The sequence below is a fragment of the Chitinophaga fulva genome, from assembly GCF_012927205.1.
GTDB lineage: Bacteria > Bacteroidota > Bacteroidia > Chitinophagales > Chitinophagaceae > Chitinophaga > Chitinophaga fulva.
In genome coordinates this window covers 748,973-773,942 of record NZ_JABBGC010000002.1, presented here as the reverse complement: position 1 = coordinate 773,942, position 24,970 = coordinate 748,973, and the positions used below count along the sequence as shown (strand labels likewise).

Here is a 24,970-nt window from a genome sequence, read left to right as displayed (position 1 = left end):
AAAGGCAATGGCTCCTCTGTCTGCTGCTGAAAAAACTAACTGTGGTAATGGTAAAACACATCGTCTACCATCATCCTCGGGAAAGCGTTGGGCAACTGATCAACCGCTACCTGGTCAAATCCTTTTTTCTCATAAAAGCGGCGGGCGGCGTGAAGGAAATTCACTGTGCCAAGGTAAATGTCCCGGATGCCGCGGGTAGCGGCGTACCCAAGCAACGTGTCCAGCAACGCGGTGGCGATGCCGTATTCCTTCCCCCGGTATTCCTTGCGGACAAACATTTTGCGGAGCGCGCCTCCATCGGCCGCATAAGCAACAAGCGCAATAGTGCCCACCAGCCTGTCGCCGTCAAATGCACCCCAGAAGCCACCACCGTTCTGATGGTAGTACTGCTCGATGTCCAGCAGGTCCTGCTGCTGTGACAGGTCTATTTGTACATTAAATTCCTCCTGCTGTATCGGCAGGATCAGATTGATTACCTCTTCGGAATAATCATTGCCAATTGGTCTATAGGTAATTGCCATGTGATTACTTTTTTACAAAGATATGTAGTTGACTACATAAATTGAAAAAAATTACGGAAAGGGTGTGGTATAGGGTTTAAACCTGAATAAGAGATGGCAATGAAGGCCGGGAGGAAACAACAAAGGGGCGTCATTTAATATAAAAGCCGAAGGAACGTGTTCCCTAAACAAATCGTAGCCCAGGGCTTCAGCCCTGGGACTGATGACGATGAATTTCCTCCGCCCGTTCAAAAAAGCTTTTCTCCCGGAAACGGGCTTCTACTTCATTGATGGCATGCATAATATTATTGGAGGTATTGGTCAGATCGGTGAGGGCAGCTGTGATCAGCTCCCAGACAGGTTTCATTTCTGTCACCAGCTGCTGGCCTTTTTCGGTGAGGCTGATCAGGCGTTTACGCGTGTCGGTCTTATCTTTCCGGGAGCGCACCAGTTTTTGGGCTTCCAGTTCTTTCAGCAGGCTGATGGTGGAAGGGTGGGTGTAGCCGATTTCATGCGCAATTTCCACTACGCTCAGTACTTCATTGGCATGGAGACTGTACACCACGGGAAACCATTTAGGCTCAAAGTCAATGCCATGGGCTTTGTAGATTTGCTGGCCGTCTTTGCGCAACAGCTCGCCCAGGCGTTGCAGGCGCGTGGAAATAGCTAATATGCCGGATTGATCGATCGCATTAATCATACCGCGAAAATAAGCAGTCGCTTTTAAATAGCCACAGAATCTTGTTGTGTATGGAAGCGGAATGACCGGGAGCCGTCTTTCGCGGTAACAATCGTCACCTGCAGCGATTGCCCGGGTGCGGCAGGCAAAGTCTGTATGCTGTAAAATGCCTGTGCACCGATACGGTACCACGTATAGGCCTGACCGTTAATCTCTCCCTGCAGCCTTTCGGTTACAATGCCCCGGATAATGGCCCTGTGTGTAATGCTTTTGAGATAATGCTGGTATCTCCTGATCATAAAACACAAGCCGGCGCCCACGACGATGGCAGGCGGTGTCCATCCCAGCAGCACTGCAGGTGTGCTGAAGTGGTCCGGCATACCGATCACATAAAACAGTACGGAAAGAATAATGGCAAAAACCAGCGCTACAAGACCGGTGTCTTTCAGCAAAGAAGAACGGGCGGCAGTCAGCACCGGTTGCTCCTGTGATACCTCAGGATGTGCTTCATACAACACGTCAGGCAGTAACCAGGTACGTTCCCCGCTGCGGACCGTTTCCAGCCGCACCGGCTGGTGTATCAATCCGGTTGCCTGCGTCAACTGCGGTAAGACAGCAGTACCATGCATGGACAACAACGGGAAGGCCTGTACGAACTGGCCATCTTCAAAATAATAACGAAGGGTATGGTTTTCGGCGAGTTCCAATCTCACCAGATGCCCGCTACAGACAGTTTTTTCATACGTGCCCGGGATAATCTCCAGGTCTTTCAGCAGTTGAGCGTCGGCAGCAGACAACGGAACTTGTTTCTGTTGCATCTGTTCATTGGAAGCGTTAGGTGGACAAATAGGATGTACGTACTTGTTATTAACAACAAAATACGTAAAAATATTATGAAAAAACTGCCTGTGCCCAATGTTATTTTATTTGCACTGCCTGTATATTACCTTGTAATACCCGTTGCGCTTTACTATGATCACCACCTTCCATAATAATGTTGGCACTCTGATCTCCTTCTACCTGTAAAAATGTATGGGCGGCAGACAACAACCGGGTGGCAGTAAATAATACATCCCGGCTGTTGATGAACCGCAGGGCGGTAGCATCGGGATGCCCTTGTATGTTCAACGCCTGAACAGATGCATCGGAAACATTGTCCAATACCAATGCAGGACGCAGGTCCGCTTCCCGGTAGGTTAGCCGTACATTTTGCAACGTGAGCCCCTTTACATTCCGCGCGTACAATCCGTAAGCTGCGGCGCCGGCAGGAGCGGTGCCCCATACCCCAAAATATTCAACGGAAACGGCAGGTACTTCCTTAGCTGCCATGGCAGCGGTGCCTCCACCGGCGGCGATTACCTGCACATCAGTAAAACTGATATTTTCCAGGTAGCTGTTGCCAACGCCATTGAGGGTGATACAGCTGTACTGCTCTCCTTCAAAGGGTTTTACATCAAAGGGAATATCCGGGTGATTCACCGGCTTAGTGACCAGCGATGCCCGGATGTTACTGAATGCAATATTGCGGACAAACGTATCACTATTGTTGCCGGCATTAAAACCTATGCCCACAGGGCCGGTGACGTTCTCCATCACAATGTTGCTGAAGAGGAGGTTCTCTATTTTCGATTTGCCTGCGCCAATCTTAACAGGGCAACCGTATGTGTCGTAAATGATACAGTTGGATATGGTGATGTTTTTCGCTTCGCCGCTGCCAAAGCGGAAGATAGACCAACGCGTGCTGAACGTGCAGTTGGTGACGGTAACAAACTGGTTGCTGCCAAACAGTGCGCAGCCATCATCCTGACAGGCCACATCACAATCGGAGATGTGGACGTGTTGACTGCTGTTGAAGTGAAACCCGTCATTGTTGCGGTTAACGCGATTGTATATACGAATACCGCGGATGTTCACTTCCCGGCACTCAAGAATACGGAAGCAATGATAGGCACTGCGGGTGAAGAATGCATCCTGTACCCCGATATGGCGGCAACGATAAAAAACCACGAGGTGGGGCCGGTCGAAATTACCGCCTTTCTGTCCGCCCGGACCGGTGCCGTCTCCCTTGCCATTGTTGAAATGAATGCCATCACCGTCGATGGTGCCGCTGCCTTCAATACGCACATTTTCAGCATTGGCAGCAAAGATGAAGACAACATTGCCGTTACCGGGCGGTATGCTGGCCGGCGCCTGGTAGTCTTCCCGGCGGGGACTTCCCAGGATACGCCCGCCAACGGCGAGGTGCAGCGTCACATTGCTTTTAAGTTCCAGTGTGCCACACAGGAAGTCTCCTGCGGGCACCAATACAATGCCGCCCCGTTGCTGATGGCATTCGTCAATAGCCCGTTGAATAGCCTTGGTGTCATTGGCGTTGCCATCACCCCGGGCGCCGTACCGCCTTACATCGTGGATGCCGGCGTGATGGTCTTTTGTGGCGTCGGATGCAGCAAGGGCTACGGATGGGAGAGCAGTGGCCCCGGCAACTGCCAGGGCAGGCATGGAAATCTTTTGAAGCCAGGCACGGCGGGTCAGGCCGGAAGCTTCACCGGTAGGGTAGTTCATCATTGTCGTGGTTTTATGCAAACGATTGCATTTTACACTAAAATAATCATTTTTTGGAGAGAGGGGAGAGAATGTTGATGAACGTTTTTGGGGAAAGAAATGTTGGTCTGATTACCCTTTCAGTGCTGGCTTAAGCCGGTAGAGCAACGGTGTAATAGCATCTTTGATCTCTTGTACTTCGGTTGCGGTGATACCCAGACTGTCGGCCAAACGGAGCGGCGTTTCAGCAGCCTGCTGCTCCAGCGCAGTGCCCTGTGCGGTCAGCTGGATATTGACCACACGCTCATCTTCTTTGCTGCGTACCCGCTTGATCAGCTTCTTGGCTTCCAGTCGTTTCAGTAACGGGGTTAACGTACCGGAATCCAGCATCAGTGTTTCTCCGAGTGTTTTTACGTTCATGGACTGATGCTCCCATAGCAGCAACATCACCAGGTATTGTGGATACGTAAGGTCCAGCTCACCCAGGAATGGCTGATAATGGGAGGTGATCAGTCGCGATAAAGCGTATATCGGAAAACAAAGTTGGTTGGAGAATTTGAGCTGTTTCAATGTTCGCAATTTAACAACACAAAACTACGCTAATGTTTCCAGTAAAATACGGGCTACTTCTTCGGAGGACGCCGGGTTCTGGCCGGTGATCAACAGGCCGTCCCGGATGGCATAGGAATGCCAGTCCTTTTCCTTGCTGTAAATGCCACCATTCTTTTTCAATTCATCTTCCACCAGGAAAGGCACGATCTTCGTCAGCTGCACGGCGTCTTCCTCCGTATTGCTGAACCCTGTTACTTCCTTGCCTTTCACCAACGGCTCGCCGTTAGGTGCTTTGACTTTCTTTAACACGCCCGGCGCATGGCAAACGAAGGCCACGGGCTTGTTCTGCTTGTAAAACGTTTCTATCAGCGCTATAGACACCGGGTCATTGGCAAGGTCCCACAACGGCCCATGGCCACCGGGATAAAACACCGCGTCGTAATCGTCAGCTGCTACCTCATTGAGTTTGGCTGTATGCGCCAGTTTGTTTTGCAATGCCTGGTCGTCATTAAACCGTTGCGTAGCGGGCGTCTGAAAATCAGGAAGCGCGCTTTTCGGATCAATAGGAGGCTGCCCGCCCTTCGGCGATGCGATGGTGACTTCCGCCCCCGCATCTGCCAGTGCGTAATAAGGCGCGGCAAATTCTTCTATCCAGAAGCCGGTTTTTTGCCCGGTGTTACCCAATTCATCATGGGAGGTAAGCACAATTAATACTTTCATAAGAAACAGTTTAAATCACTTCAAGGTCAACGGAAATATTTCCCTGGATAGCCAGCGAATAGGGACATACCTGGTGCGCTTTTTCCACCAGTTCCCGGGCCACCTGCTGGTCTGTTCCCGGAATGTGTACCCTCAGCTTTACAGATAACCCGTAACCGCCTGTATTGTTCTTACCCAGACTAACTTCTGCGGTAACACTGGTCGTGCCGGTCTGTACCCGTTGTGTCCGGATCACCAGATTGAGGGCACTGTCAAAACAGGCGGCATAACCGGCGGCAAATAATTGTTCCGGGTTGGTATAGGCGCCACCATGGCCTCCCATGGAGGTGGGCATCCTTACTTCGAGGTCCAGTGCGCCGTCAGAAGTGCTGACGCGTCCGTTCCTGCCGCCTGTGGCGGTTGCTTGCGCTGTATAAATTGTTTCTGTAATCGTCATGAGCTGAATTTTAATAGTGTAAAATTAAATTGTGTACAATTTAAATCCAAATATTTTTTTCTGGAGATGAATATGTTATTTTTAACCATCATTTATCCTTAACCCTATGTCCAAACTATTCCTTTCCATGCTCCTGCTATGGAGCTGCTATGCCTGTAATACGGCAGACAAGCCACGCATACCGCATGCGGATAAACCGCAGCCGGAGCTTTTTTCAGTCAATACTGACCGGGACACGGTCCTGCTTACCGGCAAAGGCGCCCGCATCCACATTCCGGCCAATGCCATCAGGGCAGAAGGCAATCAGGTACAGCTGGAAGTAACAGAAGTATATGATGTAGGAGAGATGCTGGCCTCCGGCATACAAACGGTCAGCGATCACCAACTGCTCAGTAGCGGCGGCATGATCAATATCCGCCCTGCTGGTAACGCCACAGCCCTGATACTGCAGCCGATACGCGTGGAAGTGCCCACTCCTTTCTGGCAGGAAGGCATGATGCATTATACCGGATCAACAGATGAAGAGGGCAACATCAACTGGACGAACCCGGAACCGCTTCCTCAGCAGAAAATACAGGACCAGTTTGACAAGGGGAGGATGCTACTCGAGCAGAATTGTTATAGCTGCCATAGTATCGACAAGAGATTGACAGGACCGGCTTTGTTGCACGTCACTGCCCGTCGCGACTGGAAATGGCTGTATGCTTTTATTCGCAACAGTGAAGCGGTTATTGCCAGTGGAGATCTTGAAGCCAGTTGCTTATATGTGGATTATAACATGGCAGCCATGACAAAGTATCCGGCATTATCGGACAATGATCTGGAAAGCATCTGTCTTTATATAGACCAGGTAAGCAAACAAAAAGACCTGGCTGGTTATTACCGCGTTCAGAAAGCAAGAGATACCTGCCAGCAGTATTTAGCGGTCCGGGGAGCGTTGTTAGCTAAAAGAAATCAGGCGCTGTACCAGGTAATGGATACTACTTTATTCAAGGGAACGCCGCCATCAAATGTACCTTTGTATAACCAAACACCCGGAGATGATGATGCCCGTAATGTCCCCGGTTATTATAATCCTGTTTACTATGACATGGTCATCAGCGCATTTGGTTGGCATAACCTTGACATGCTGCTGAAAAATATGCCCGGCGTTGGAAAAACGCGTTTAACCGTTACCGTTAAAGGTGCTCACCGGAAGGATGTTCAACTGTTCCTGGTGATACCCGAATTACGGGTAACCGTCGAGGGAGCGCCGCTGGACGGAAAGGCCGACACTTATTCTTTCGATTATGGAGATGAGATACGCCTGCCATTAAACAGGCAGGCTTGGATCGTAGCGATGGGAGAAACAGGAGGTAAAACACTCTTTGCAAAAACAGGTTTCAGTATACAGCTGGCACAGCAGCTAATCATCACCCCGGAAGTCAGCAAGCGAGATGTGTTTAACAAGTGGCTCAAAACCCTGGGGATGAAACTTGTGCAAATTCCTGATGAGGAGAGTTTGAATGTTGTGGATGTAAGCCGGAATGACTCTTTATTGCGTAAGCAGGCTGCAAAGCTGATTGAAGGTAACCCTGATACAAAACGGATAGACGCTATGCTTCGGCTGTTACAGGCGTTAAAACCCGTCGGCATGGACTGTGGTTGCGATATGCCCGCAACTATTCCCGACAAATGACAACGTAAAAGACTATACGTATATTTTTGCAGCCCCGGCCCTGATCAGGCCGGGTTTTTTATGTACGATTCTCTCCAAAAGAAAAAAATGTTGTCTGGTAAAATAAAATTGTTTTACTTTGCGTCAGAATGACGTAAACAAAACATCAGCATAGGAAGCAGTACCCCATTGATGCGCTTTCAATCACCTGGTGTATAAACAATGATAGTATGAAAAAACAAACAAGGGCAAAGATTGCCTGGGAAACATTGGATATCCTTTCCAGTGGCAGTTATGTTAATCCCCACGGAAAAACAATAAACATTCAGCCCGCCCTGCAATATGCCGCCAACAACACAGTATTATACCGCCCGGATGATTTTGAAACGGTTTATCTTCAGCGGGACCACCAACCGTCTCAAGAGGAAGGTCGTATTGAGGTGACAGGCGAAAGCACCTATGCAGCTGCTTATCGATTGGTCGTGAAAGAGAAACAAACCAACGTTTGCTGCCTGAATTTTGCTTCCGCTAAAAATCCCGGTGGTGGCTTTCTCAAAGGTGCCCATGCACAGGAAGAAGCACTGTCGCGGGCCAGCGGTTTGTATACCTGCCTGCAACAACAGAGCGGGATGTACCAGATCAACAGGAACAACGGCAGCTGCCTCTATACGGACCATATGATCTATTCCCCGCTGGTGCCGGTATTCCGCAACGATGCTGATCAGCTGCTGGAGGATTATTACACTGTATCTGTTATCACAGCACCAGCTGTGAATGCAGGGGCCGTGAAAGATAATGAACCGGAAAATGTCAGTCGTATCAAACCAGTGATGCTGGCCAGAATGGAGAAGCTGTTGTCTGTAGCGGTGGCACAGCAACAGACTACGCTGATACTCGGCGCCTGGGGCTGTGGCGTATTCCGTAACGATAAAGAAGAAGTGGCCGGATGGTTTGCATCGCTATTGAACAGTGACACTTTCCGTCACCGCTTTTCAAAAGTGGTGTTTGCCGTGTACGACAATACAGAGAAGCAAGACACGATCCGTACATTTAAAAACAAACTAACAAACCATGTCGTATAACAATCAATGGCTGATCGAAAAGTATCAGCGTAAAGATAAAATCAAGTACCTGTTTTTCTGGGGGCATCAGCCTGCGGCCGACGGAACGGTCACCCAGAGCTGCTTTAGCCAGTGGTGGGTAGCACCTTTTAAGGAAAACGGTATTACCTATCCCACGGCAGAACATTGGATGATGGCAGGAAAAGCGCGTCTGTTCAATGACGACGCAACGCTTCAGCGCATCCTGAAAGCAAGAACTCCCGCCGAAGCAAAGAAGCTTGGCAGATTGGTGCAGCGATTCGATCCGGTGGTATGGGATGAAAACAAATCTGCTATTGTGATCGCTGGCAACCTGTTGAAATTTTCCCAGCATCCGGACTTAAAAACATTTTTATTGAACACCAAAGACCGTGTACTGGTAGAAGCCAGTCCGGTAGATTCCATATGGGGCATCGGTATGAAATCCGATAACGAACACGTGGAGAACCCCCTGCGCTGGAAGGGCCAGAACCTGCTGGGTTATGCGCTGATGGCGGTCAGGGATAAACTATTATTATAATGGACCAGAAAAGAAGAAAAAATATCAGCAAATTCATGAGCCTTGTACTCCGGCATAGCCCGGAAACGATTGGTCTGCAACTGGATGACCAGGGCTGGGCCGATGTACAGGAACTGATGGGCAAAGCTGCCCGCAAAGGCCAGCGATTCAGCATGGAAGAACTGCTGATAGTGGTTGCGGAGTGCGAGAAACAACGTTTTGCGCTGAATGAAGACAACACCCGCATCCGGGCTAACCAGGGACATTCCATCAATGTGTCGCTGGACCTTGAAACGGCCACTCCGCCGGAATATCTGTACCATGGCACTGTCGGTAAATTCATGCAGGCGATCCGGCAGGAGGGACTGCTCAAAATGAGCCGTCACCATGTACACCTTTCTGAACAAAAGGATACGGCCACCGCTGTCGGCGCCCGCAGAGGCCTGCCGGTGATACTCACCATCCATAGTGGCCGGATGTTCCGGGATGGCATTACCTTTTTCCGGTCGGCCAACAATGTGTGGCTGACGGACCATGTACCAGTGAAGTATATTGCGTTTTAAGTGGTGACGACCGTCATCACTTTTGACGGTTTGCGATGCTTTCGCTACCTTTATTATGACCAAAAACAGCAGCTATGTCAATTACATCAGAAGCGGAATTACAAGGAATGAAAAGGATCAGCGAAGTAGTGGCCGTTACGTTGAAGGAAATGCGCAACTACGCCAGGCCCGGTATGTCTGCAAAAGAAGTGGATGAATTTGGCGGGGAAGTATTGCAGCGGTATGGCGCTAAATCTGCACCCAAGCTCACCTACGGTTTTCCCGGATGGACCTGCATCAGCATCAACAACGAAATAGCACATGGTATTCCTCATGCTACCAAGATCCTGCAGGAAGGTGATCTGGTGAATATCGACGTGTCTGCAGAGCTGGATGGATTCTGGGCAGATAATGGCGGTTCGTTTGTATTAGGCAATGACCTGCATCAGCACCTGCCGCTGGTCAACGCTTCCCGCGATATCTTGTACAAAGCGCTCAGCCAGATCCGTGGCGGCGTAAAAATCGCTGACATTGGAAAACTGATAGAAAAGGAAGCCGCTAAAGCCGGTTTTACGGTTATCCGTAATCTCGCGGGCCATGGTGTAGGCAGAGGCCTGCATGAGCCCCCGGAAGATATTCTCAACTGCTACGAAAGACGCAATAAGGAACGTTTCCGTAAAAACAGTGTAGTGGCCGTGGAAACGTTTATCTCCACCCGCTCCAACTATGCTAACCAGGCTAATGATGGCTGGACGCTTATCGGCAATAAAGGCGGATTTGTGGCTCAGCACGAACATACCATCGTCATCACGGATGGCGCCCCCATCATCCTCACAGCAGATAACGAAATTTAGATATTTTGGTATTTAGATATTTGGTTATTGAAGGAACCCCTCAATAATCAAATATCTAAATATCTAAATGATCAAATTCCAAAATGGCTACATTTGCCGGATGATGTCTTTATATACAAAGAAAGCACCGGTAACCGTCACCTGTCATAAGCGGTTGACACCTTACCTCGAACAGGAAATAAAAGAACTGGGTTTTACAGTTGAAGAAACTTTTGTAACAGGTGTACGCCTGTTAGCCTCTGTCAATGAATGTATCCGCTTAAATCTCCACCTGCGCTGCGCCAGCCAGGTACTATACAGTCTCCAGCAGTTTGAAGCCTTTAATGCTGATGATATTTACAGGGAACTGAAATCATATCCCTGGGAAACCATACTCCCGGCTGACGGATACTTCTCCATTACCAGCAATGTACAGAATGAAACCATCAATAACAGCATGTTCGCCAACCTGCGGGTGAAAGATGCGGTGATAGACCGTATGCGCGAAAAGACCGGCAAACGCCCTTCTACAGGGGCTGAGCTGAGCGGCGCCGTGGTCCACCTGTTCTGGAAAAACGAACATGCGGAAATATTCATCGACACCTCCGGTGATTCGCTCGGCCGCCACGGCTATCGTAAAATACCCGGAAAAGCACCGATGCTGGAAGGGCTGGCTGCAGCCACTATCCTGGCTAGCCGCTGGGACCGCCGCTCGCCTTTTATCAACCCGATGTGCGGCTCCGGCACCGTTGCCATTGAAGCGGCGTTGATTGCCACCAACAGCCGTCCGGGCCTGTTCCGTGATAACTACGCCTTTATGCACTTGCTGGGATACGATGAAAAGATATACCTCCAGGAACGCGGCCTGCTGGAAAGCCAGATTGTAGATGTGCCGGAATTGAAGATCATCGCTACAGACCTGAGCCCGCTGGCGGTGGAGAATGCCCGGAAAAACGCCCGTGCAGCAGGTGTGGCGGATATGATCACATTTTCCGTCTGCGATTTTGCAGCTACGCCCGTGCCTGCCGAAGGGGGCGGAGTGGTGTATATGAACCCCGAGTATGGCCTGCGCCTGGGAGAAATCACCGAGCTGGAAGAAACCTACGGCCGTATCGGTGATTTTATGAAACAACGTTGTGGTGGTTATACCGGTTACATCTTCACCGGCAACCTCGATCTGGCCAAGAAAATAGGCCTCAAAGCCAAACGCCGGATAGAGTTTTATAACAGTACGCTCGATTGCCGGCTGTTGGAATACGAGCTGTATGCTGGTACCCGCGATGCCCGGAAACTCGCACAGGAATAATGAAGGCCGGTCGGCATACCATCACGTATGCCGACCGGCCTTTGAGGACTGTTACTATTGTTCCCCTTTCTTCAGAAATGTTTTGATCAAGGCGGCTACTTCATCGCCGTATTCCTCCAGTAAAAAGTGTCCTCCGTCAAATAAATGCAACTCCGCTTCGGGCACGTCGCGGAGATAAGCGGTGGCGCCTTCTCCCGGGAAAATATTGTCATTTTTGCCCCATGTGATCAGTGTACGTGGCTGGTGTTGGCGCAGCCATGCCTGCCATGTTGGATATAACGGAAAGTTGGAACCGTAATTATCAAACAGTACCCGTTGTATGGGTTTGTCGATAACGGCAGCGTCAAAAGTCCAGCTGTCCGGCGAAATGCGGGATGGGTCAGCGGCGCCAATCAGGTTGTCTGTGCGCATCCCTTCAAGGGTGAGCATACGGTCCACCGCCGCCGCCAATGCTACAGGATCGCCTGCCTCCCGTAAACGGCCTATCTCTTGTACGTGCGGGCCCAGTCCTTCCGTATAGGCGTTGGCGTTTTGAATCAGCAGGGAGTCCACCCATTCAGGGTGACGGGTAATGATGCGGAAACCAACAGGGCCGCCATAATCCTGCATATACAAATGGAACTTCGTCAGGCCGAGTTGTATAATAAACTGCTCCATAACCGCCGCTACGTTATCGAAGGTGTAGGTAAATACATCCGTTGATGGTTTGCTGCTGTAGCCAAAGCCGGGATAGTCAGGTGCTATCACGTGATAGTCCTCCGCCAGTGCCGGGATCAGGTGGCGGTACATGTGGGAGGAAGACGGAAAACCGTGCAGTAATAGCACCACCGGGGCGTTCGGGTTACCTGCTTCCCGGTAAAAAATCTCCAGATTGTTGACATTGATGGTACGATAAGATGTTGCGCTCATATGATTTCTTTTAAATTGTACTATTTGGTACAAAATTGATGAAAAAAAATGTATTAGAAGATAGGGGAGAGATTCAATTCAATCAACGCGGACAGTCCATCGGCATGAGGATACATCCGGCGGGTGATATTCAGTCCGTTCCACAGGTTCACCAGGTGCCTGGCCAGTGTGGGCGCCGGCGTTTTGGTTTTTAACCGTCCGCTTTTTTGGCCTTTCTCCATGACAGCGGTGAACAGTTGTTCCATCTCCTGCAGGCGGTGGACCGCTTTCCGTTCCAGTGCCGGTTCGGTATGCGTCAGCTCAGCGATCGCGTTGCCCATAAAACAGCCTTTCATATGCACCGCCCGGCTTTCCTGCGCGATATTCCGGAAGAAATCCAGCACAGCGGACACCGGGTCTTCGTCGTTGGCAACAGTCGCTTTCAGGTCTTTAAACGCACGTGTGCTGAACTGTTCCAGCGTCTTTTCAAAAATCTCCTGTTTGCCGCCGGGAAATGCATTGTAAAAACTGCCTTTCCCGATTCCCATGGCTGTCAGCAAATCCTCGGTAGACGTGGCCTCATAGCCCCGTTCCCAAAACACGGCCGTTGCCTTGCGGATCACTTCCTGTTCGTCAAATATGCGGTTTCTTCCTGCCATGATTAAATTGTACTAATTGGTACAAAAATAATAAAAAATTTGAATCCACAAAATTTCCGGAAGGAACAAAAAGGGTTATCAGGGGAGAAGAAGGAGGTCGAAAAAAAGAATGAAGGCGGTAATGCCTTCATTCACTGTTATGATCGTTAACTTATTTCACTGACGTTGACAGGCCGCGAGAAACTTTCTTCCAGCGAAATAATCGTTTCTGTGCGCTCGATGCCCTTGATATGTTGCAGATCGTCCTGTAATATCTTACGCAGCTCTGCGCTGTCCCGGCAAATAATCTCTGCAAACATGCTATAGGCACCGGTTGTGTAATTTAACCGTACAATCTGCGGTATTTTCAGCAACTGCCTGGCCACATTTTCATACAGGGAACTTTTCTCCAGGTAAATACCAATGAAAGCCAATACATCGTATCCAATCGCACGCAGGTTCACCTGCAACCGGGTACCTTTGATCACGCCCATTTCATGCAGCTTCTTAATACGCACATGGATGGTGCCGCCCGATACAAACAGCTTTTTCCCCAATTCGGCGTAAGAGATACCGGCATCTGTTGACATTTCTGAAATGATCTGTAAGTCTAATTTGTCAATATTTAAAGAGTGACTCATTTTCGCAGGGCGATTTAGATTATTTTCTAAAAATATGCATTTTATTGCAATAATCGCAAAAAAATATGAATTCCAAGTTTTCAGGGAGTGTTTTTTGAAGGAATATGTTTTATATCCGCACACCAATGGCCATTTCTGGACACTAATTTATCACTGGTGGTGTGTATTTTGTTGAAAATCAATACTATCTGCATTTGGCATATTTTTGTTTTCTCCAGTAGAAAATTTTACGCCCGATGAAAGCAATATTATCCCTACTGCTGGCATGCCTCCTTACAGTAACTGGCTTTACGCAGTCCATCAAACGCCTCAATAATACCACCATTACGCCGCAAGCGCTTACGGCAAGGATACAGCAGCTCATGGACACTGCACGTGTAACCGGCATGACGGTTACCGTTTTTAATCATGATAAACCTGTTTATGTACGTGCTTTCGGCTTCGCGGACAAAACAACAGGCACACCTATGGACACTGGTACCATTTTCTGGGCCTGCTCTTATAGCAAAGCGGTATTTGCATACTGTGTGATGAAACTGGTAGACCAACACATCATTGATCTGGACACGCCTTTGGTGAAATATCTTCCGAAATCATTACCAGACTATGTGTTCGACAAAAAATCAAGAGGATACCAGGATATCCGGGAAGATCACCGTTATGAAAAAATTACCGCCCGCATGTGCCTCGACCATACCACCGGATTCCCCAACTATCGCGGGTTTGAAGAAGATGTAAAACTGAAGATCAAATCTGACCCCGGCACGTTGTACGGTTATTCCGGCGAAGGAATGTATCTGCTGCAGTTTGTGTTGGAACAACTGACGGGCAAGGGGTATGAAGCTATCGCACAGGAACAGGTATTCAAGCCATTAGGGATGACCCACAGCAGTTATGTCTGGCAAAATACCTTCGATGCCAACCACTGTCTGGGCCATGATACAGCGCAACATGCCTATGAATTTGATGCCAGGACCCGCGCACACGCGGCTGGTTCACTCTATACCAGCATCACCGACTGGAACCGGTTTCTGACCGCCATGCTCACCGGCGAAGGCCTTAGCCGCAAAAGCGCCGCAGCGATGTTCCAGGCCCAGATACCCATCCTCTCTAAAAAGCAGTTTGGCCCCGAAGCCTGGGTATATGATAAGACTCCAGCTACCACCAATATCTTTTACGGATTGGGTGTTGGGCTGCTGAAAACGCCTGTAGGTACAGCTTTCTTTAAAGAAGGTCACAGCGAAGGCTGGGGGCATTACACGATCGCCTTCCCTGAAAAACAGACGGCCATCGCTATCATGACAAACAGTGATAACGGGGAAGATATCTTTAAAGCATTGCTGGAGACGGCTATCGGTGACGTATATACGCCCTGGTACTGGGAGAACTATATTCCTTACAATTACCCGACAGCAAAGTATTGATAATATCATCCTGATTAAGTAAATTGTCTTTCTCCAAAAAAGACACACTATGAAAGAATCTGCCTCGAGTAAAACCGCGCAGTATATGGCACTATTCCGTGCTATGGAAACCACCCGTTCAGAAAATAAAAGAGTATTCAAAGACAAATATGCCCATCTCTTTTTGTCACCTGGTTTAAGGGTGGCTGCATGGTTGAGTCATCTGCGCGCTTTTCGTAAGGTAGCTGAAAACATTATCCGTAAGAGAATTCCCGGCGCTTATACTTCCGGCATCGCCCGTACCCGGTTGATAGACGAGCTGCTGGAAGAAGCTGTCCGTAAAGGCGCCCGGCAGGTCATGATCCTGGGGGCAGGCTTCGATACCCGAGGTCTTCGGCTACCGTTCCTGCATGGTATGCCTGTCATCGAAATTGACCATCCCAATACGGCCAAATACAAGCTGTCAAGGCTCAGCAGGCAACATATCCCCAGGCATATCCGCTATTATCAGATTGATTTCAACCGGCAGAGCCTCGACCAGCTGGGGGCACAGCATCAATTCGATTTTACGGTGCCTACAGCCATCATCTGGGAAGGAGTGACCAACTACCTCACGGCGGAAGCTATTGACAGTACTTTTACTTTTCTGCAACGGTTCCCACCCGGCTCTCACGTCATCTTTACCTATGTGCATCAGGAAGTGCTGGACAATCCGGCGGCCTTTACCGGCGCAGAGAAGCTGTTGAAAGACGTCGCTAACCTGGAAGAGAAATGGACATTCGGCTTTCAGCCCTCCGCATTGGCTGCCTATCTGCAGCGTTTTGGGTTTACCCTCACCAAAGACCTCGGGGCGGAGGAATACCGGGCACTTTATCTGAATGGAAGGGAGAAAGAAGAGGGGTATGAGTTTTACCGGGTAGCTTTCGCCCACCGGACAGCATAGCGGTCAATGTAAAGAAGCGGTGCCTCCCGCTAATACAATCTGCAATAACTTACAGAGCTCGTCAAACCGCGCTGGTTTGGTGATATAGTCTACGGCGCCCATGGAGCGGGCGGTGGAAATTTCCCTGGGCTCATCACTGGTGCTGTAAATGATCACCGGGATATCTTTCAGGTGATCGATGTCCTTGATCCGCTCCAGAAATACGATCCCATTCATCAAAGGCATGTTCAGGTCCAGGAAAATAAGGTCTGGCAGGTAGGCATGGGTACAAAGATTGTCCAGTGCCTCCTGGCCGTTGCCGGCTGTGAGGCATTTCACGGGATGATTCAGTTCCGCCAGCGCAAGTTTAAAAAGCTCCTGGTCATCTGTATCATCGTCCACCAATAGCAGGGTTTTTAACTCCCCATAATCCTTGTATTGCATATAGCGGTCTCCAGGTTATAAATGTACGGTTTATTCTCCTAATAAAAGGTGCGCAAAATACTATATAATTCATTCACGCTCACGCCTATATGCAGCATTTTCGGCCTGAACATTTTGACGCTGTGGATGTTATCCATATAGATCACAACCCCCTTTTCCGGGGATTGTTAAAAAAAATTTTATGCGTACTCCATTTGCATCCTTTAGCCGCCGCTGCCAGGGATATGTTGCCCTGCTGGCGATAGCGCTTTTTATAGCCGCTTGCGGCACTTCTGTCCGTATGACCGGCACCTGGAAAGATCCGGCAGCCAGGGCGGGCGGATATCATAACATTCTGGTGGCAGGTCTGAGCTCGAACCTGACATCCCGTGGAATTGTGGAAAACAAACTGGCTGAGCAACTACAACAACATGGTGTAGTGGCTGGTAAAAGCACGGACCTGTTTCCCCCCAATTTCGATCCGAAAAAAGAAGAATCTGTAAAAGCTGCCTCCGGTAAAATTGAAGCAGCCGGCTACAAAGCGGTGCTGACGGTGACCCTGGTCAACAAAGAATCTGAAACCCGCTATGTACCTGGTTCCATGATGTATTCGCCTTATCCCGCCTATGGGTGGTACGGCCGGTTCTGGGGCTATTATGGCTATATGTACAACTCGGTGTACTCCCCGGGGTATTATACTACCGACAAGGTATATTTCATGGAAAGCAACTTGTATGACCTGACTCAGGACGGGAAACTGGTATGGTCCGGTCAATCGGAAACTTATAATCCCAACAGCCTGGAATCTTTTGCGGCTGCCTACGCCAAAAAGGTGACAGAAGCATTGCAGAACAACGGGCTGTTACAACGATAGGCTGTTAGTTAGATGACTGGTTGTCGTAATAGGTACAGTCCTGGATAATCCTGCCGTTTTCAACGGTAAAAACCACACAAATGGGGAGTTGCCATTTTTTGCCGTCCGGGCCGGTGGCGCTGGAAACAAATTCAACGACAATGTGGTTTTTATCACCGTAGATTTCTTTTATCTCATCCTGTACATCGGGGAACAACTGATGCAGGTCCTGATATTTTTTAGCCAGTTGGGAACGGGTGAGTTTTACCATTTCCGGACCATATTCAGGGTCCAGGAACAGGGCTGTATCAGCGTAACAAGCTGCCATCTTCTGCCAGTCATGCTCATTAAAAGCGGTGAACATTTCCTTTACAACCTGAACATGAGGGTTGGAGAGGCTGATTTTTCCTCCCGGCTGAACACAGGCTGCTACCAGGAAAAGGGATAAAAGCGTACAGTACGTTTTCATAGCAGGATAATTTGGTGCTGAGAGAAATCAAATTACGAAGAAGAACGATAAAAGCCTAACTTGCCCGTTTTATATTTGATTTTATGGAGATGACACAACCGAACCCGGAGATATTGCAACAGCTGGTGACCATGAAGATGCCCTTCGGGAAATATAAGGACATTGTTTTGTGCGATTTGCCGGTAAGTTATCTGGAGTGGTTTCAGCGCAACGGTTTTCCTAAAGGTAAACTGGGCATGATGCTGGAGACCATGCTGGTCATCAAAATGAATGGCCTCGCCCATCTGCTGACGCCCCTGAAAAGATAACAATAGGCTGAAATGCCCGAAAATAAAAGAGGCTGCCTCGTTTCCGGGCAGCCTCTCCAAATAACGTTCAAGTATATACGTTGTTTAGTCAGGACATGGTTAAAACCAACTGGTGGTTTGTTCTTCTTCTTCGTTGGCGGCTGACGCAGCTGGAGTAGTAGCGGCAGCAGAAACAGGAAGGGCTTCTCCCGTCATAGAAGGATGATGTGGCTCTACAGCGGTGGGTGTTTCAATTTTAGGCGTGGGAAGCACATTTTTACGGATGGCCCCTTCCACTACCGCGCCCTCTTCCAGTTCAAGGACAATGGCGTTCACATCTCCCTTGACGAAGGCCTTGTTGCTAATATGTGCTTTGTTGCTGATATACACGTCTCCATACACTTTTCCGTGTACAACGAGGTCGGTTGCGTAAATATGCCCTTTAATGCTGGCAGTTTCACTCACTACCAGTTTGCCGGTCGTTTTTACGTTGCCCTTTACGTTTCCGTCAATCCGTCCTGAAATAGTAGCATCGATGCTGCCATTTACGGATACTTCTTTAGGGATACGAAATGCTCCCGGTACAATGATGTTTCGGAAAAAATGTCTCACACTTATCACACAAAGAAATTAGAGGGTTATGGGATTATTTGCGACTGGTTGATGATCGTCATCGAACGTAGAGATAATAGAACTGGAGTTGCCGAGGTCGAGGCCTACGCTCCGTTGTGGTTTATTGTCTGATATCCGAAGACTGTTATAAAGGTAACCAATACTCATGAGTTTTTCAGGGTCGGGAGCTACTTCTACCGGAATAAAATCACGGAATTCTTCCTGGAAAGCATCCGTTAATTCTTTATAGTAAGCACCGCCGCCCATCAGGTATATTTTTTCACAGCTTTCAAAGTCCAGATCGGTGAAGTAGCTGCGCATCAGCGGAGATACCACCTCTTTGTAATACTGTGTCAGCACGCCTTTGCGCATTTCCCGCAGGTCAATGCGTTTACGGTTGGTGAAGATAGAGCCTTTCATAAAGGCGTCGTCTACCTGGTGCTCGTTTTTCATCTCCAGGTAATGCTTCTGGTTCAGTTCACGGGTCAGGTTATTGATAGCGTAACGGATACCGTGAGAACTGAAACAGGTACGGTGTACCAGCCCGTCGCCGGTGGCCATGCCGCCTTCTATGGTGCCGAAACCAAAGCTGATAGCGATGAAGTTGTCCAACTGCGGTTCGTTGATCGTCTTTTTCAGACCAATGATACCACCAACGATCTCCGGGATCACTTCATATTTTTCGATGTCGAACATCGCCTTTTTGAAAGACCCTTTGGTGTTGTACGTCTGCGTATCGTAGTCGATCAGGAAATGCCGCTTGCTCAGAAACTGTTCCGCTGCGGTTTTGTAGACATTGTAAGTAGAAAAAGGGAAACCCATGGTCAGCGCAATGGGTTGCTGTACTTTGTCGGCGGTATTGAGCAGTGCCGCTTTGAACAGGATTTCATAGTCTTCTTCGGTGGGAGCAGCATTGGTAATCCTTCCGGGATTGATGCCTCCTCGTTTGGCCATATTGCCTACCAGGTACCAGGTTTCATCTTTTTTGAGCTTCAAGCCGTTAAGCAAATCTTTGCTCGAGTTTTCGGTGTTCCCAAAGGCCGTCTCAAAAACGCTGGGGAAACTGGTTGTAGTTACTTTCATAGTGTTGTATTGATAATAACGGTTGTTTTCTCAATTTAGCCGGGATGAGGGTTTCATCATGATACTAAACAGGGCTTAAATATATAAAATATTAGTAAACAAGGGGATGACAATCACTGAATGCAAGTTAAATTTAATACAGGTTCTCTGAATTACAAAATACTGCCTCATACTAAAAGGACTGGATTCCCGTTTTTTTTATAGTAGTGTCCCCATTATCCCTGCCTGTACTCACCTCTTATCTCATTTTTCATGCGATCCATGCGATATGCCTGGCTGCTTTCAGGGCTGCTATGGGCTTGTAACTCCTCTCAGAAAATTTATACCGCTCCTGCCATCGGCGCGGAAGCACAGTTTGATAAAGGGCTGCGCCCCGAAAAACATCCTGCATACCTGTTCGATAAAAAGACCATGAAAGACCTGGAACGACAGGGCGTAGTATCTGACTACACCAATAAAAGGAAAAATACTGCCCCTACGGCGCCGGTTAAAAAATCCGGCGGAGGTGAACATGCTGCCACAGACTCTACTGCACATACAAAAGACAGCACAGGGGCCATCCTGCCTCATCCGGCCGACAGTGCGCACACACAGTCGGACAGCATTCCCCATGGTTAAAATCCCGGATAACGAAATAGGAAACGTGATACATGTAACATAACCAGGAGGCTATTGGTTCACGTTATAGTCCCCGGGTTGATTATTTATGTAAGAAATCTCACAGCTGGTTCCTGAAAAACATTGCAGCCCTGGGCTAAGATGTTGTTCAGGTTATTTCGTTGCGGGGATTCATAGGTGTCGGTATTAACCTACTAGCCTTATATTATCTCTCAGGGGATCCTCCCTGAAAGAATCTGAAAAACAACGTAGCCCAGGGCTTCAGCCCTGGGACTCCCGGATCAGCGAAAATCCCTATTTTTGAAGAACAAGCCCTTCTGTTTGCAGAGGCACTTTACGAATGATGAATGATGTATGATGACAAAGCGTTTTCTTTTTTTACTGTTGCTGGCAGGCTGGCAACAGGCTACAGCACAATCCCTGTTCATGCCCCGGAACATCCGTCAGGCTTATGAGAAACAAACACGGAACGAAAGTGGCGCCCCTGGCCCCCGGTATTGGCAAAACAAAGCCAACTATGATATCCAGGTGAAATTCGAACCCGCCACTAACCTGGTATCTGGCTCTGAAACGATCGTGTATACCAATAACAGCCCGGACACGCTGCGTTTCCTGAACTTTAAGCTGTTTGCCAACCTCTTTCAGCACGGCGCTGTCCGTAATATGGTGGTAACGGCGGAAGACCTGCACAAAGGCGTGGCCGTCAAAAATTTTAAAGTCAACGGGAAAGCCCGCAATGTGCCAACCACCACTGGAACGAATATGCCGGTGAATGTGGATGACCTCGCACCGGGACAGCAAGCACAGATCTCGCTCGACTTCTCCTATGTGCTGAATGAAAACACGCATATCCGCACTGGTTCTGTAGACACCGGCGCCTACTTTATTGCCTACTTCTTCCCAAGAATAGCGGTATATGACGATATCAACGGATGGGACATGGTACCGTACAACGGCGTGACTGAATTCTACAACGACTTCAGCGATTTTCGTGTGGCAGTCACCGTACCCGGTAATTACCAGGTATGGGCCACCGGCGATCTGAAAAACGGACAGGAAGTGTACACCGATACTTACCTGCAAAGGATTGCCCGTGCCGAAAAGAGCAATGAGGTCATCGACATCATTGACAGCACAGATATCCGGAAGGGAAACATCTCTCCCCGGAACGCCACCAATACCTGGCGGTTTGAAGCTTCCAATGTGGTGGATTTCGCTTTTGCTACCAGCAACCACTATTACTGGAAAGCTGCCAGCGTGGAAGTGGACCCGGCCACCAAACGCCGCACCCGGGTGGATGTGGTCTTCAATCCCGCTCATCTGGATTACTTTGAAGTGATTGATTACGCGAAGACGACCGTTGATAAAATGAGCCATCGTTTTCCGAAATGGCCTTTCCCTTATCCGCATATCACCGTATTCGACGGACTGGACCAGATGGAATATCCCATGATGGTGAATGACAACCCGGTGCCTAGCAAAGCGGGCGCCATAGAGCTGACGGACCATGAGATCTTCCATACCATGTTCCCGTTTTATATGGGCACCAATGAAACCATCTACGCCTGGATGGATGAAGGTTGGGCTACCATAGGGGAGTGGCTGATTTCTCCCATGATAGATTCCGCTATCGTGGACAGTTACGGTATGCCCAATTACAACGCTATTGCAGGCCGGTCGCAGGACCTCCCGATCATGACACCGTCCAATCAGCTGACAGACGCCTACATGACCAATTCCTATCCCAAGCCGGCACTGGGCTATCTCTATGTAAAAGACATGTTGGGCGACAGCCTCTTTCTAAAGGCGTTGCATCATTATATCCGTACATGGAACGGCAAACATCCACAGCCTTATGATTTCTTCAACTGCATGAATACCGGCTCCGGTAAGAACCTGAACTGGTTCTGGAAAAGCTGGTTCTTTGATGACGGCTATCCGGACCTGGCCATAGAGAAGGTAATCCGTAACGGGCAACGTTGTGAAGTGACGGTCCTGTCTAAAGGCACCAAGCCCGTACCGGTAGATGTGACGGTGCTGTTCGATGACCAGACCACATTGCAACTGCATAGGAGCATCGAATGCTGGGAAAAAGGCAATAAGACCGTGACACTGAGCTTCACGTCTCCCAAAAAAATCAGTAAAATAATATTGGGCAGCACCTGGGTGGCGGATGTAAATCCATCGGATAATGTGAAGGAGTTTTAACGCAACATGGCCGTAGGGAAGATGGGGATAATTGCATTAAAAAAATCCGGAAACCCAGGGCTGAAGCCCTGGGCTACGTTGTTGTTCAAGTTCTTTCAGGGTTGGCCCCTAAGCGATGATTTAGGGGCCTGGTGCCAAACGCTTGTGAAGCGTGGCTACAAAATAACCTGGAAAACATCTTAGCCCAGGGTTTCAACCCTGGGATTTCAGGCGTTTCACCAGATCGATGTATTCCTGCATGGCAGCCTCTTTGGATTTACCTTTCAGCGCAGCCCAGGCTTCATGTTTGGCTTTAGCCACAAAGTCGAACGGATTAGCCGGAGGGTCTGTGTCCACATCACCGGTGGAACCTTGTTTGTAAAGGCTGTACAATTGCAGCAGTATCTCATTGGACGGTTTCTCAGAAAGGGTTTTGCTTTCAGCAGTAGCTTGTTCAAATTGTGCGGTCAGGTCCATATCATCAGGTTTTAGATCAAATAATACCCCACAGGGGGATTTATATCTAATATATGAAAAATTGACAATCCGCATGTAGCATGTTTATCAAAACATAATCGCCAGAAACCGCTGACTAATGAACTAATTTTAATACCTTTGCGGCCTGAAAAGGCTTAACGCGGCACTTTAGCCGCCACAGGCCAGTAAATCAACATATGAAGAATATTCGCAATTTTTGTATCATTGCCCATATTGACCACGGTAAGAGTACCCTGGCTGACCGATTATTGGAATTTACCAAAACGATCTCTGATCGTGACATGCAGGCACAGGTGCTGGACGACATGGACCTGGAACGTGAGAAAGGCATCACTATCAAGAGCCATGCTATCCAAATGAACTACACCGCCAAAAACGGCGAAAAATATACGTTTAACCTGATCGATACTCCTGGCCACGTAGACTTTTCCTACGAAGTGTCCCGCGCGCTGGCCGCCTGTGAAGGCGCCTTGCTGCTGGTAGACGCTGCACAGGGTATCCAGGCGCAAACCATCTCCAACCTGTACCTCGCACTGGAGAACGATCTGGAAATCATCCCCGTGATCAACAAAATTGATATGCCGGGCGCCATGATCGAAGAGGTGAAAGACCAGATCATTGAACTGATCGGCGTGAAAGATGAAGACATCCTGCTGGCATCCGGTAAAACCGGTATCGGCATCGAAGAGATCCTTGAGTCCATCGTAACCCGCATCCCGGCGCCTACAGGTAGTCTGGATACACCAACACAGGCACTGATCTTCGACAGCGTGTTCAACTCTTTCCGCGGTATCATCGCGTACTTCCGCGTGTACAACGGTTCCATCAAAAAAGGAGACAAAATCAAATTCGTCAATACCGGAGAAGAATATGAAGCCGATGAAGTAGGTATCCTCAAACTGGGACTGGAGCCCCGTAAAGAGGTATTTGCCGGCGACGTGGGCTATATCATCACCGGTATCAAAAGCGCGAAAGAAGTAAAAGTAGGTGATACCATCACCCTGGCCAGCAGACCTTGTGAAGAAGGCATCAAAGGCTTCCAGGAGGTAAAACCCATGGTATTTGCCGGTATCTTCCCGGTAGTGACTGAAGACTTTGAAGAGTTGCGTGACTGCATGGATAAACTCCAGCTCAACGACGCCTCCCTGACTTACGAACTGGAAACATCACAGGCACTTGGCTTCGGCTTCCGTTGCGGCTTCCTGGGCATGCTCCACATGGAGATCATTCAGGAACGTCTCGAAAGGGAGTTTAACCAGACGGTGATCACCACCGTGCCCAACGTAGGGTTCATCGCTCACACCACCAATGAAGGTACTGTGATCGTAAACAATCCGAGCGAAATGCCGGACCCTACTAAACTGGAAAGGATCGAAGAACCTTTTATCCGGGCACAGATCATCACCAAACCGGAATACATCGGTAACATCATGACCCTCTGCCTTGGCAAACGTGGTATCCTGCTCAATCAGAGCTACCTCACCACGACCCGTGTAGAGCTGATGTTTGAATTACCGCTCACCGAGATCGTATTTGACTTCTACGATAAACTGAAGAGCCAGACCCGCGGATACGCCTCTTTCGACTACTCACCGATCGGCTTCCGTGACAGCGACATCGTGAAAATGGACATCCTGCTCAACGGTGATAAAGTGGATGCGCTTAGTGCACTGATCCACCGCAGCAGAGCACAGGACTTCGGCCGCAAGCTCTGCGAAAAGCTGAAAGACCTGCTGCCACGCCAGCAGTTCCTCATCGCCATTCAGGCGGCCGTAGGCGCCAAAATCCTGGCCCGTGAGAACATCAGCGCCATGCGTAAAGACGTTACCGCAAAATGTTATGGCGGTGACATCTCCCGTAAACGTAAACTGCTGGAGAAACAGAAAGAAGGTAAAAAACGTATGCGCCAGATCGGTAACGTGGAAGTGCCGCAGGAAGCTTTCCTGGCTGTACTTAAGCTGGATGATTAAATTTGTAAATTTCAGAATTTATAAATTTTCAAGTTGTAACGGCGAAGGTTCTACGGAATCTTCGCCATTTTTATTTTCCGTAAAAGCGGAAATTTTCGTAAACTGTTTACGTG

28 protein-coding genes are annotated in these 24,970 nt (G+C 48.9%); 13 read left to right on the top strand and 15 right to left on the bottom strand.

The features are described 5' to 3' along the window. Window positions 1–35 precede the first annotated feature (35 nt). The 7 genes from HHL17_RS19665 to HHL17_RS19635 form a co-directional block, all read right to left on the bottom strand. Complete coding sequence (locus HHL17_RS19665) at window positions 36–521, bottom strand: GNAT family N-acetyltransferase (RefSeq protein ID WP_169226507.1); 486 nt, start codon at window positions 519–521, stop codon at window positions 36–38. 187 nt (window positions 522–708) lie between these two features. Then, window positions 709–1,200, bottom strand: a complete 492-nt coding sequence (locus HHL17_RS19660) for a MarR family winged helix-turn-helix transcriptional regulator (protein WP_206156098.1) — start codon at window positions 1,198–1,200, stop codon at window positions 709–711. Window positions 1,201–1,223: 23 nt separating this feature from the next. After that, window positions 1,224–1,997 carry a hypothetical protein gene (locus tag HHL17_RS19655; protein WP_169226506.1) on the bottom strand — a complete coding sequence of 258 codons (774 nt, stop codon included), beginning with the start codon at window positions 1,995–1,997 and terminating at the stop codon, window positions 1,224–1,226. A 100-nt stretch (window positions 1,998–2,097) separates the two neighbouring features. Next, window positions 2,098–3,744: a glycoside hydrolase family 28 protein gene (locus HHL17_RS19650; protein WP_169226505.1), complete on the bottom strand. Its 1,647-nt coding sequence runs from the start codon at window positions 3,742–3,744 to the stop codon at window positions 2,098–2,100. A 108-nt stretch (window positions 3,745–3,852) separates the two neighbouring features. Continuing rightward, on the bottom strand, window positions 3,853–4,290 hold the full coding sequence (locus HHL17_RS19645) for a MarR family winged helix-turn-helix transcriptional regulator (RefSeq protein ID WP_317166583.1): 438 nt from the start codon (window positions 4,288–4,290) through the stop codon (window positions 3,853–3,855). Window positions 4,291–4,314: 24 nt separating this feature from the next. Beyond that, a complete protein-coding gene (locus tag HHL17_RS19640) occupies window positions 4,315–4,992 on the bottom strand; it encodes a type 1 glutamine amidotransferase domain-containing protein (protein ID WP_169226503.1) in 678 nt (225 codons plus the stop codon). 10 nt (window positions 4,993–5,002) lie between these two features. Beyond that, the gene (locus HHL17_RS19635; RefSeq protein ID WP_169226502.1) at window positions 5,003–5,428 is read right to left on the bottom strand and encodes an organic hydroperoxide resistance protein; all 426 of its coding nucleotides are present in this window, start codon (window positions 5,426–5,428) and stop codon (window positions 5,003–5,005) included. A 106-nt stretch (window positions 5,429–5,534) separates the two neighbouring features. Here HHL17_RS19635 and HHL17_RS19630 point away from each other — a divergent pair, with 106 nt between their 5' ends. The 6 genes from HHL17_RS19630 to HHL17_RS19605 all read left to right on the top strand — a co-directional run bounded on the left by HHL17_RS19630 (window position 5,535) and on the right by HHL17_RS19605 (window position 11,365). Continuing rightward, window positions 5,535–7,106 carry a c-type cytochrome gene (locus HHL17_RS19630; RefSeq protein WP_169226501.1) on the top strand — a complete coding sequence of 524 codons (1,572 nt, stop codon included), beginning with the start codon at window positions 5,535–5,537 and terminating at the stop codon, window positions 7,104–7,106. Between the two features lie 209 nt (window positions 7,107–7,315). Beyond that, the gene (locus HHL17_RS19625) at window positions 7,316–8,167 is read left to right on the top strand and encodes a TIGR02452 family protein (protein WP_169226500.1); all 852 of its coding nucleotides are present in this window, start codon (window positions 7,316–7,318) and stop codon (window positions 8,165–8,167) included. Continuing rightward, the gene (locus tag HHL17_RS19620; protein WP_169226499.1) at window positions 8,157–8,705 is read left to right on the top strand and encodes an NADAR family protein; all 549 of its coding nucleotides are present in this window, start codon (window positions 8,157–8,159) and stop codon (window positions 8,703–8,705) included. The genes HHL17_RS19625 and HHL17_RS19620 overlap by 11 nt, the downstream gene beginning before the upstream one ends. Continuing rightward, complete coding sequence (locus tag HHL17_RS19615) at window positions 8,705–9,247, top strand: RNA 2'-phosphotransferase (RefSeq protein ID WP_169226498.1); 543 nt, start codon at window positions 8,705–8,707, stop codon at window positions 9,245–9,247. The genes HHL17_RS19620 and HHL17_RS19615 overlap by 1 nt, the downstream gene beginning before the upstream one ends. Before the next feature lie 74 nt (window positions 9,248–9,321). Beyond that, complete coding sequence (map, locus tag HHL17_RS19610; protein ID WP_169226497.1) at window positions 9,322–10,080, top strand: type I methionyl aminopeptidase; 759 nt, start codon at window positions 9,322–9,324, stop codon at window positions 10,078–10,080. Between the two features lie 100 nt (window positions 10,081–10,180). After that, on the top strand, window positions 10,181–11,365 hold the full coding sequence (locus HHL17_RS19605; RefSeq protein ID WP_240975917.1) for a THUMP domain-containing class I SAM-dependent RNA methyltransferase: 1,185 nt from the start codon (window positions 10,181–10,183) through the stop codon (window positions 11,363–11,365). Between the two features lie 54 nt (window positions 11,366–11,419). On the opposite strand, the gene HHL17_RS19600 is transcribed toward HHL17_RS19605, so the two are convergent. The 3 genes from HHL17_RS19600 to HHL17_RS19590 all read right to left on the bottom strand — a co-directional run bounded on the left by HHL17_RS19600 (window position 11,420) and on the right by HHL17_RS19590 (window position 13,532). Continuing rightward, window positions 11,420–12,274, bottom strand: coding sequence for an alpha/beta fold hydrolase (locus HHL17_RS19600; RefSeq protein ID WP_169226496.1), 855 nt, complete (start codon window positions 12,272–12,274; stop codon window positions 11,420–11,422). A 53-nt stretch (window positions 12,275–12,327) separates the two neighbouring features. Continuing rightward, window positions 12,328–12,912 carry a TetR/AcrR family transcriptional regulator gene (locus tag HHL17_RS19595; protein WP_169226495.1) on the bottom strand — a complete coding sequence of 195 codons (585 nt, stop codon included), beginning with the start codon at window positions 12,910–12,912 and terminating at the stop codon, window positions 12,328–12,330. A 146-nt stretch (window positions 12,913–13,058) separates the two neighbouring features. Then, window positions 13,059–13,532, bottom strand: coding sequence for an Lrp/AsnC ligand binding domain-containing protein (locus tag HHL17_RS19590; protein WP_078672604.1), 474 nt, complete (start codon window positions 13,530–13,532; stop codon window positions 13,059–13,061). A gap of 236 nt (window positions 13,533–13,768) precedes the next feature. Between HHL17_RS19590 and HHL17_RS19585 the strand changes: the two genes are divergently transcribed. Continuing rightward, on the top strand, window positions 13,769–14,956 hold the full coding sequence (locus HHL17_RS19585; protein WP_169226494.1) for a serine hydrolase domain-containing protein: 1,188 nt from the start codon (window positions 13,769–13,771) through the stop codon (window positions 14,954–14,956). Window positions 14,957–15,005: 49 nt separating this feature from the next. Continuing rightward, window positions 15,006–15,878, top strand: coding sequence for a class I SAM-dependent methyltransferase (locus tag HHL17_RS19580; protein ID WP_169226493.1), 873 nt, complete (start codon window positions 15,006–15,008; stop codon window positions 15,876–15,878). 3 nt (window positions 15,879–15,881) lie between these two features. Here the strand turns inward: HHL17_RS19580 and HHL17_RS19575 are convergent, their stop codons facing one another. Continuing rightward, entirely contained in the window at window positions 15,882–16,301 is a 420-nt protein-coding gene (locus HHL17_RS19575) for a response regulator (RefSeq protein ID WP_169226492.1), read from the bottom strand. 181 nt (window positions 16,302–16,482) lie between these two features. Between HHL17_RS19575 and HHL17_RS19570 the strand changes: the two genes are divergently transcribed. Next, the gene (locus HHL17_RS19570) at window positions 16,483–17,154 is read left to right on the top strand and encodes a Rossmann-fold NAD(P)-binding domain-containing protein (RefSeq protein WP_169226491.1); all 672 of its coding nucleotides are present in this window, start codon (window positions 16,483–16,485) and stop codon (window positions 17,152–17,154) included. A gap of 4 nt (window positions 17,155–17,158) precedes the next feature. Here HHL17_RS19570 and HHL17_RS19565 read toward each other — a convergent pair whose 3' ends face one another. Further along, a complete protein-coding gene (locus tag HHL17_RS19565) occupies window positions 17,159–17,602 on the bottom strand; it encodes a nuclear transport factor 2 family protein (protein ID WP_169226490.1) in 444 nt (147 codons plus the stop codon). 83 nt (window positions 17,603–17,685) lie between these two features. Between HHL17_RS19565 and HHL17_RS19560 the strand changes: the two genes are divergently transcribed. Then, entirely contained in the window at window positions 17,686–17,910 is a 225-nt protein-coding gene (locus HHL17_RS19560) for a DUF3820 family protein (RefSeq protein WP_206156097.1), read from the top strand. A gap of 99 nt (window positions 17,911–18,009) precedes the next feature. Here the strand turns inward: HHL17_RS19560 and HHL17_RS19555 are convergent, their stop codons facing one another. Together HHL17_RS19555 and HHL17_RS19550 are read right to left on the bottom strand one after the other, a co-directional pair. Then, window positions 18,010–18,501, bottom strand: a complete 492-nt coding sequence (locus tag HHL17_RS19555) for a bactofilin family protein (protein ID WP_169226489.1) — start codon at window positions 18,499–18,501, stop codon at window positions 18,010–18,012. Between the two features lie 18 nt (window positions 18,502–18,519). After that, on the bottom strand, window positions 18,520–19,584 hold the full coding sequence (locus HHL17_RS19550; RefSeq protein ID WP_169226488.1) for a ParM/StbA family protein: 1,065 nt from the start codon (window positions 19,582–19,584) through the stop codon (window positions 18,520–18,522). 252 nt (window positions 19,585–19,836) lie between these two features. On the opposite strand from HHL17_RS19550, the gene HHL17_RS19545 reads away from it, so the two are divergent. Both HHL17_RS19545 and HHL17_RS19540 read left to right on the top strand, forming a co-directional pair. Next, window positions 19,837–20,202 (top strand): hypothetical protein, encoded by a 366-nt coding sequence (locus HHL17_RS19545; RefSeq protein WP_169226487.1) that lies wholly within the window; start codon window positions 19,837–19,839, stop codon window positions 20,200–20,202. Window positions 20,203–20,556: 354 nt separating this feature from the next. Beyond that, entirely contained in the window at window positions 20,557–22,410 is a 1,854-nt protein-coding gene (locus tag HHL17_RS19540; protein WP_169226486.1) for a M1 family metallopeptidase, read from the top strand. Window positions 22,411–22,602: 192 nt separating this feature from the next. On the opposite strand, the gene HHL17_RS19535 is transcribed toward HHL17_RS19540, so the two are convergent. Then, the gene (locus HHL17_RS19535; protein WP_169226485.1) at window positions 22,603–22,866 is read right to left on the bottom strand and encodes an acyl-CoA-binding protein; all 264 of its coding nucleotides are present in this window, start codon (window positions 22,864–22,866) and stop codon (window positions 22,603–22,605) included. A 197-nt stretch (window positions 22,867–23,063) separates the two neighbouring features. Here HHL17_RS19535 and lepA point away from each other — a divergent pair, with 197 nt between their 5' ends. Then, window positions 23,064–24,857 carry a translation elongation factor 4 gene (gene lepA / locus HHL17_RS19530; protein ID WP_169226484.1) on the top strand — a complete coding sequence of 598 codons (1,794 nt, stop codon included), beginning with the start codon at window positions 23,064–23,066 and terminating at the stop codon, window positions 24,855–24,857. The last annotated feature ends 113 nt before the right edge of the window (window positions 24,858–24,970 follow it).

Bases quoted from the DNA above. Each gene is read 5' to 3' on its own strand.
- HHL17_RS19665 (WP_169226507.1), bottom strand. From the start codon at position 521: ATGGCAATTACCTATAGACCAATTGGCAATGATTATTCCGAAGAGGTA.
- HHL17_RS19660 (WP_206156098.1), bottom strand. From the start codon at position 1,200: ATGATTAATGCGATCGATCAATCCGGCATATTAGCTATTTCCACGCGC.
- HHL17_RS19655 (WP_169226506.1), bottom strand. From the start codon at position 1,997: ATGCAACAGAAACAAGTTCCGTTGTCTGCTGCCGACGCTCAACTGCTG.
- HHL17_RS19650 (WP_169226505.1), bottom strand. From the start codon at position 3,744: ATGATGAACTACCCTACCGGTGAAGCTTCCGGCCTGACCCGCCGTGCC.
- HHL17_RS19640 (WP_169226503.1), bottom strand. From the start codon at position 4,992: ATGAAAGTATTAATTGTGCTTACCTCCCATGATGAATTGGGTAACACC.
- HHL17_RS19635 (WP_169226502.1), bottom strand. From the start codon at position 5,428: ATGACGATTACAGAAACAATTTATACAGCGCAAGCAACCGCCACAGGC.
- HHL17_RS19630 (WP_169226501.1), top strand. From the start codon at position 5,535: ATGTCCAAACTATTCCTTTCCATGCTCCTGCTATGGAGCTGCTATGCC.
- HHL17_RS19625 (WP_169226500.1), top strand. From the start codon at position 7,316: ATGAAAAAACAAACAAGGGCAAAGATTGCCTGGGAAACATTGGATATC.
- HHL17_RS19620 (WP_169226499.1), top strand. From the start codon at position 8,157: ATGTCGTATAACAATCAATGGCTGATCGAAAAGTATCAGCGTAAAGAT.
- HHL17_RS19615 (WP_169226498.1), top strand. From the start codon at position 8,705: ATGGACCAGAAAAGAAGAAAAAATATCAGCAAATTCATGAGCCTTGTA.
- map (WP_169226497.1), top strand. From the start codon at position 9,322: ATGTCAATTACATCAGAAGCGGAATTACAAGGAATGAAAAGGATCAGC.
- HHL17_RS19605 (WP_240975917.1), top strand. From the start codon at position 10,181: ATGATGTCTTTATATACAAAGAAAGCACCGGTAACCGTCACCTGTCAT.
- HHL17_RS19600 (WP_169226496.1), bottom strand. From the start codon at position 12,274: ATGAGCGCAACATCTTATCGTACCATCAATGTCAACAATCTGGAGATT.
- HHL17_RS19595 (WP_169226495.1), bottom strand. From the start codon at position 12,912: ATGGCAGGAAGAAACCGCATATTTGACGAACAGGAAGTGATCCGCAAG.
- HHL17_RS19590 (WP_078672604.1), bottom strand. From the start codon at position 13,532: ATGAGTCACTCTTTAAATATTGACAAATTAGACTTACAGATCATTTCA.
- HHL17_RS19585 (WP_169226494.1), top strand. From the start codon at position 13,769: ATGAAAGCAATATTATCCCTACTGCTGGCATGCCTCCTTACAGTAACT.
- HHL17_RS19580 (WP_169226493.1), top strand. From the start codon at position 15,006: ATGAAAGAATCTGCCTCGAGTAAAACCGCGCAGTATATGGCACTATTC.
- HHL17_RS19575 (WP_169226492.1), bottom strand. From the start codon at position 16,301: ATGCAATACAAGGATTATGGGGAGTTAAAAACCCTGCTATTGGTGGAC.
- HHL17_RS19570 (WP_169226491.1), top strand. From the start codon at position 16,483: ATGCGTACTCCATTTGCATCCTTTAGCCGCCGCTGCCAGGGATATGTT.
- HHL17_RS19565 (WP_169226490.1), bottom strand. From the start codon at position 17,602: ATGAAAACGTACTGTACGCTTTTATCCCTTTTCCTGGTAGCAGCCTGT.
- HHL17_RS19560 (WP_206156097.1), top strand. From the start codon at position 17,686: ATGGAGATGACACAACCGAACCCGGAGATATTGCAACAGCTGGTGACC.
- HHL17_RS19550 (WP_169226488.1), bottom strand. From the start codon at position 19,584: ATGAAAGTAACTACAACCAGTTTCCCCAGCGTTTTTGAGACGGCCTTT.
- HHL17_RS19545 (WP_169226487.1), top strand. From the start codon at position 19,837: ATGCGATCCATGCGATATGCCTGGCTGCTTTCAGGGCTGCTATGGGCT.
- HHL17_RS19540 (WP_169226486.1), top strand. From the start codon at position 20,557: ATGATGACAAAGCGTTTTCTTTTTTTACTGTTGCTGGCAGGCTGGCAA.
- HHL17_RS19535 (WP_169226485.1), bottom strand. From the start codon at position 22,866: ATGGACCTGACCGCACAATTTGAACAAGCTACTGCTGAAAGCAAAACC.
- lepA (WP_169226484.1), top strand. From the start codon at position 23,064: ATGAAGAATATTCGCAATTTTTGTATCATTGCCCATATTGACCACGGT.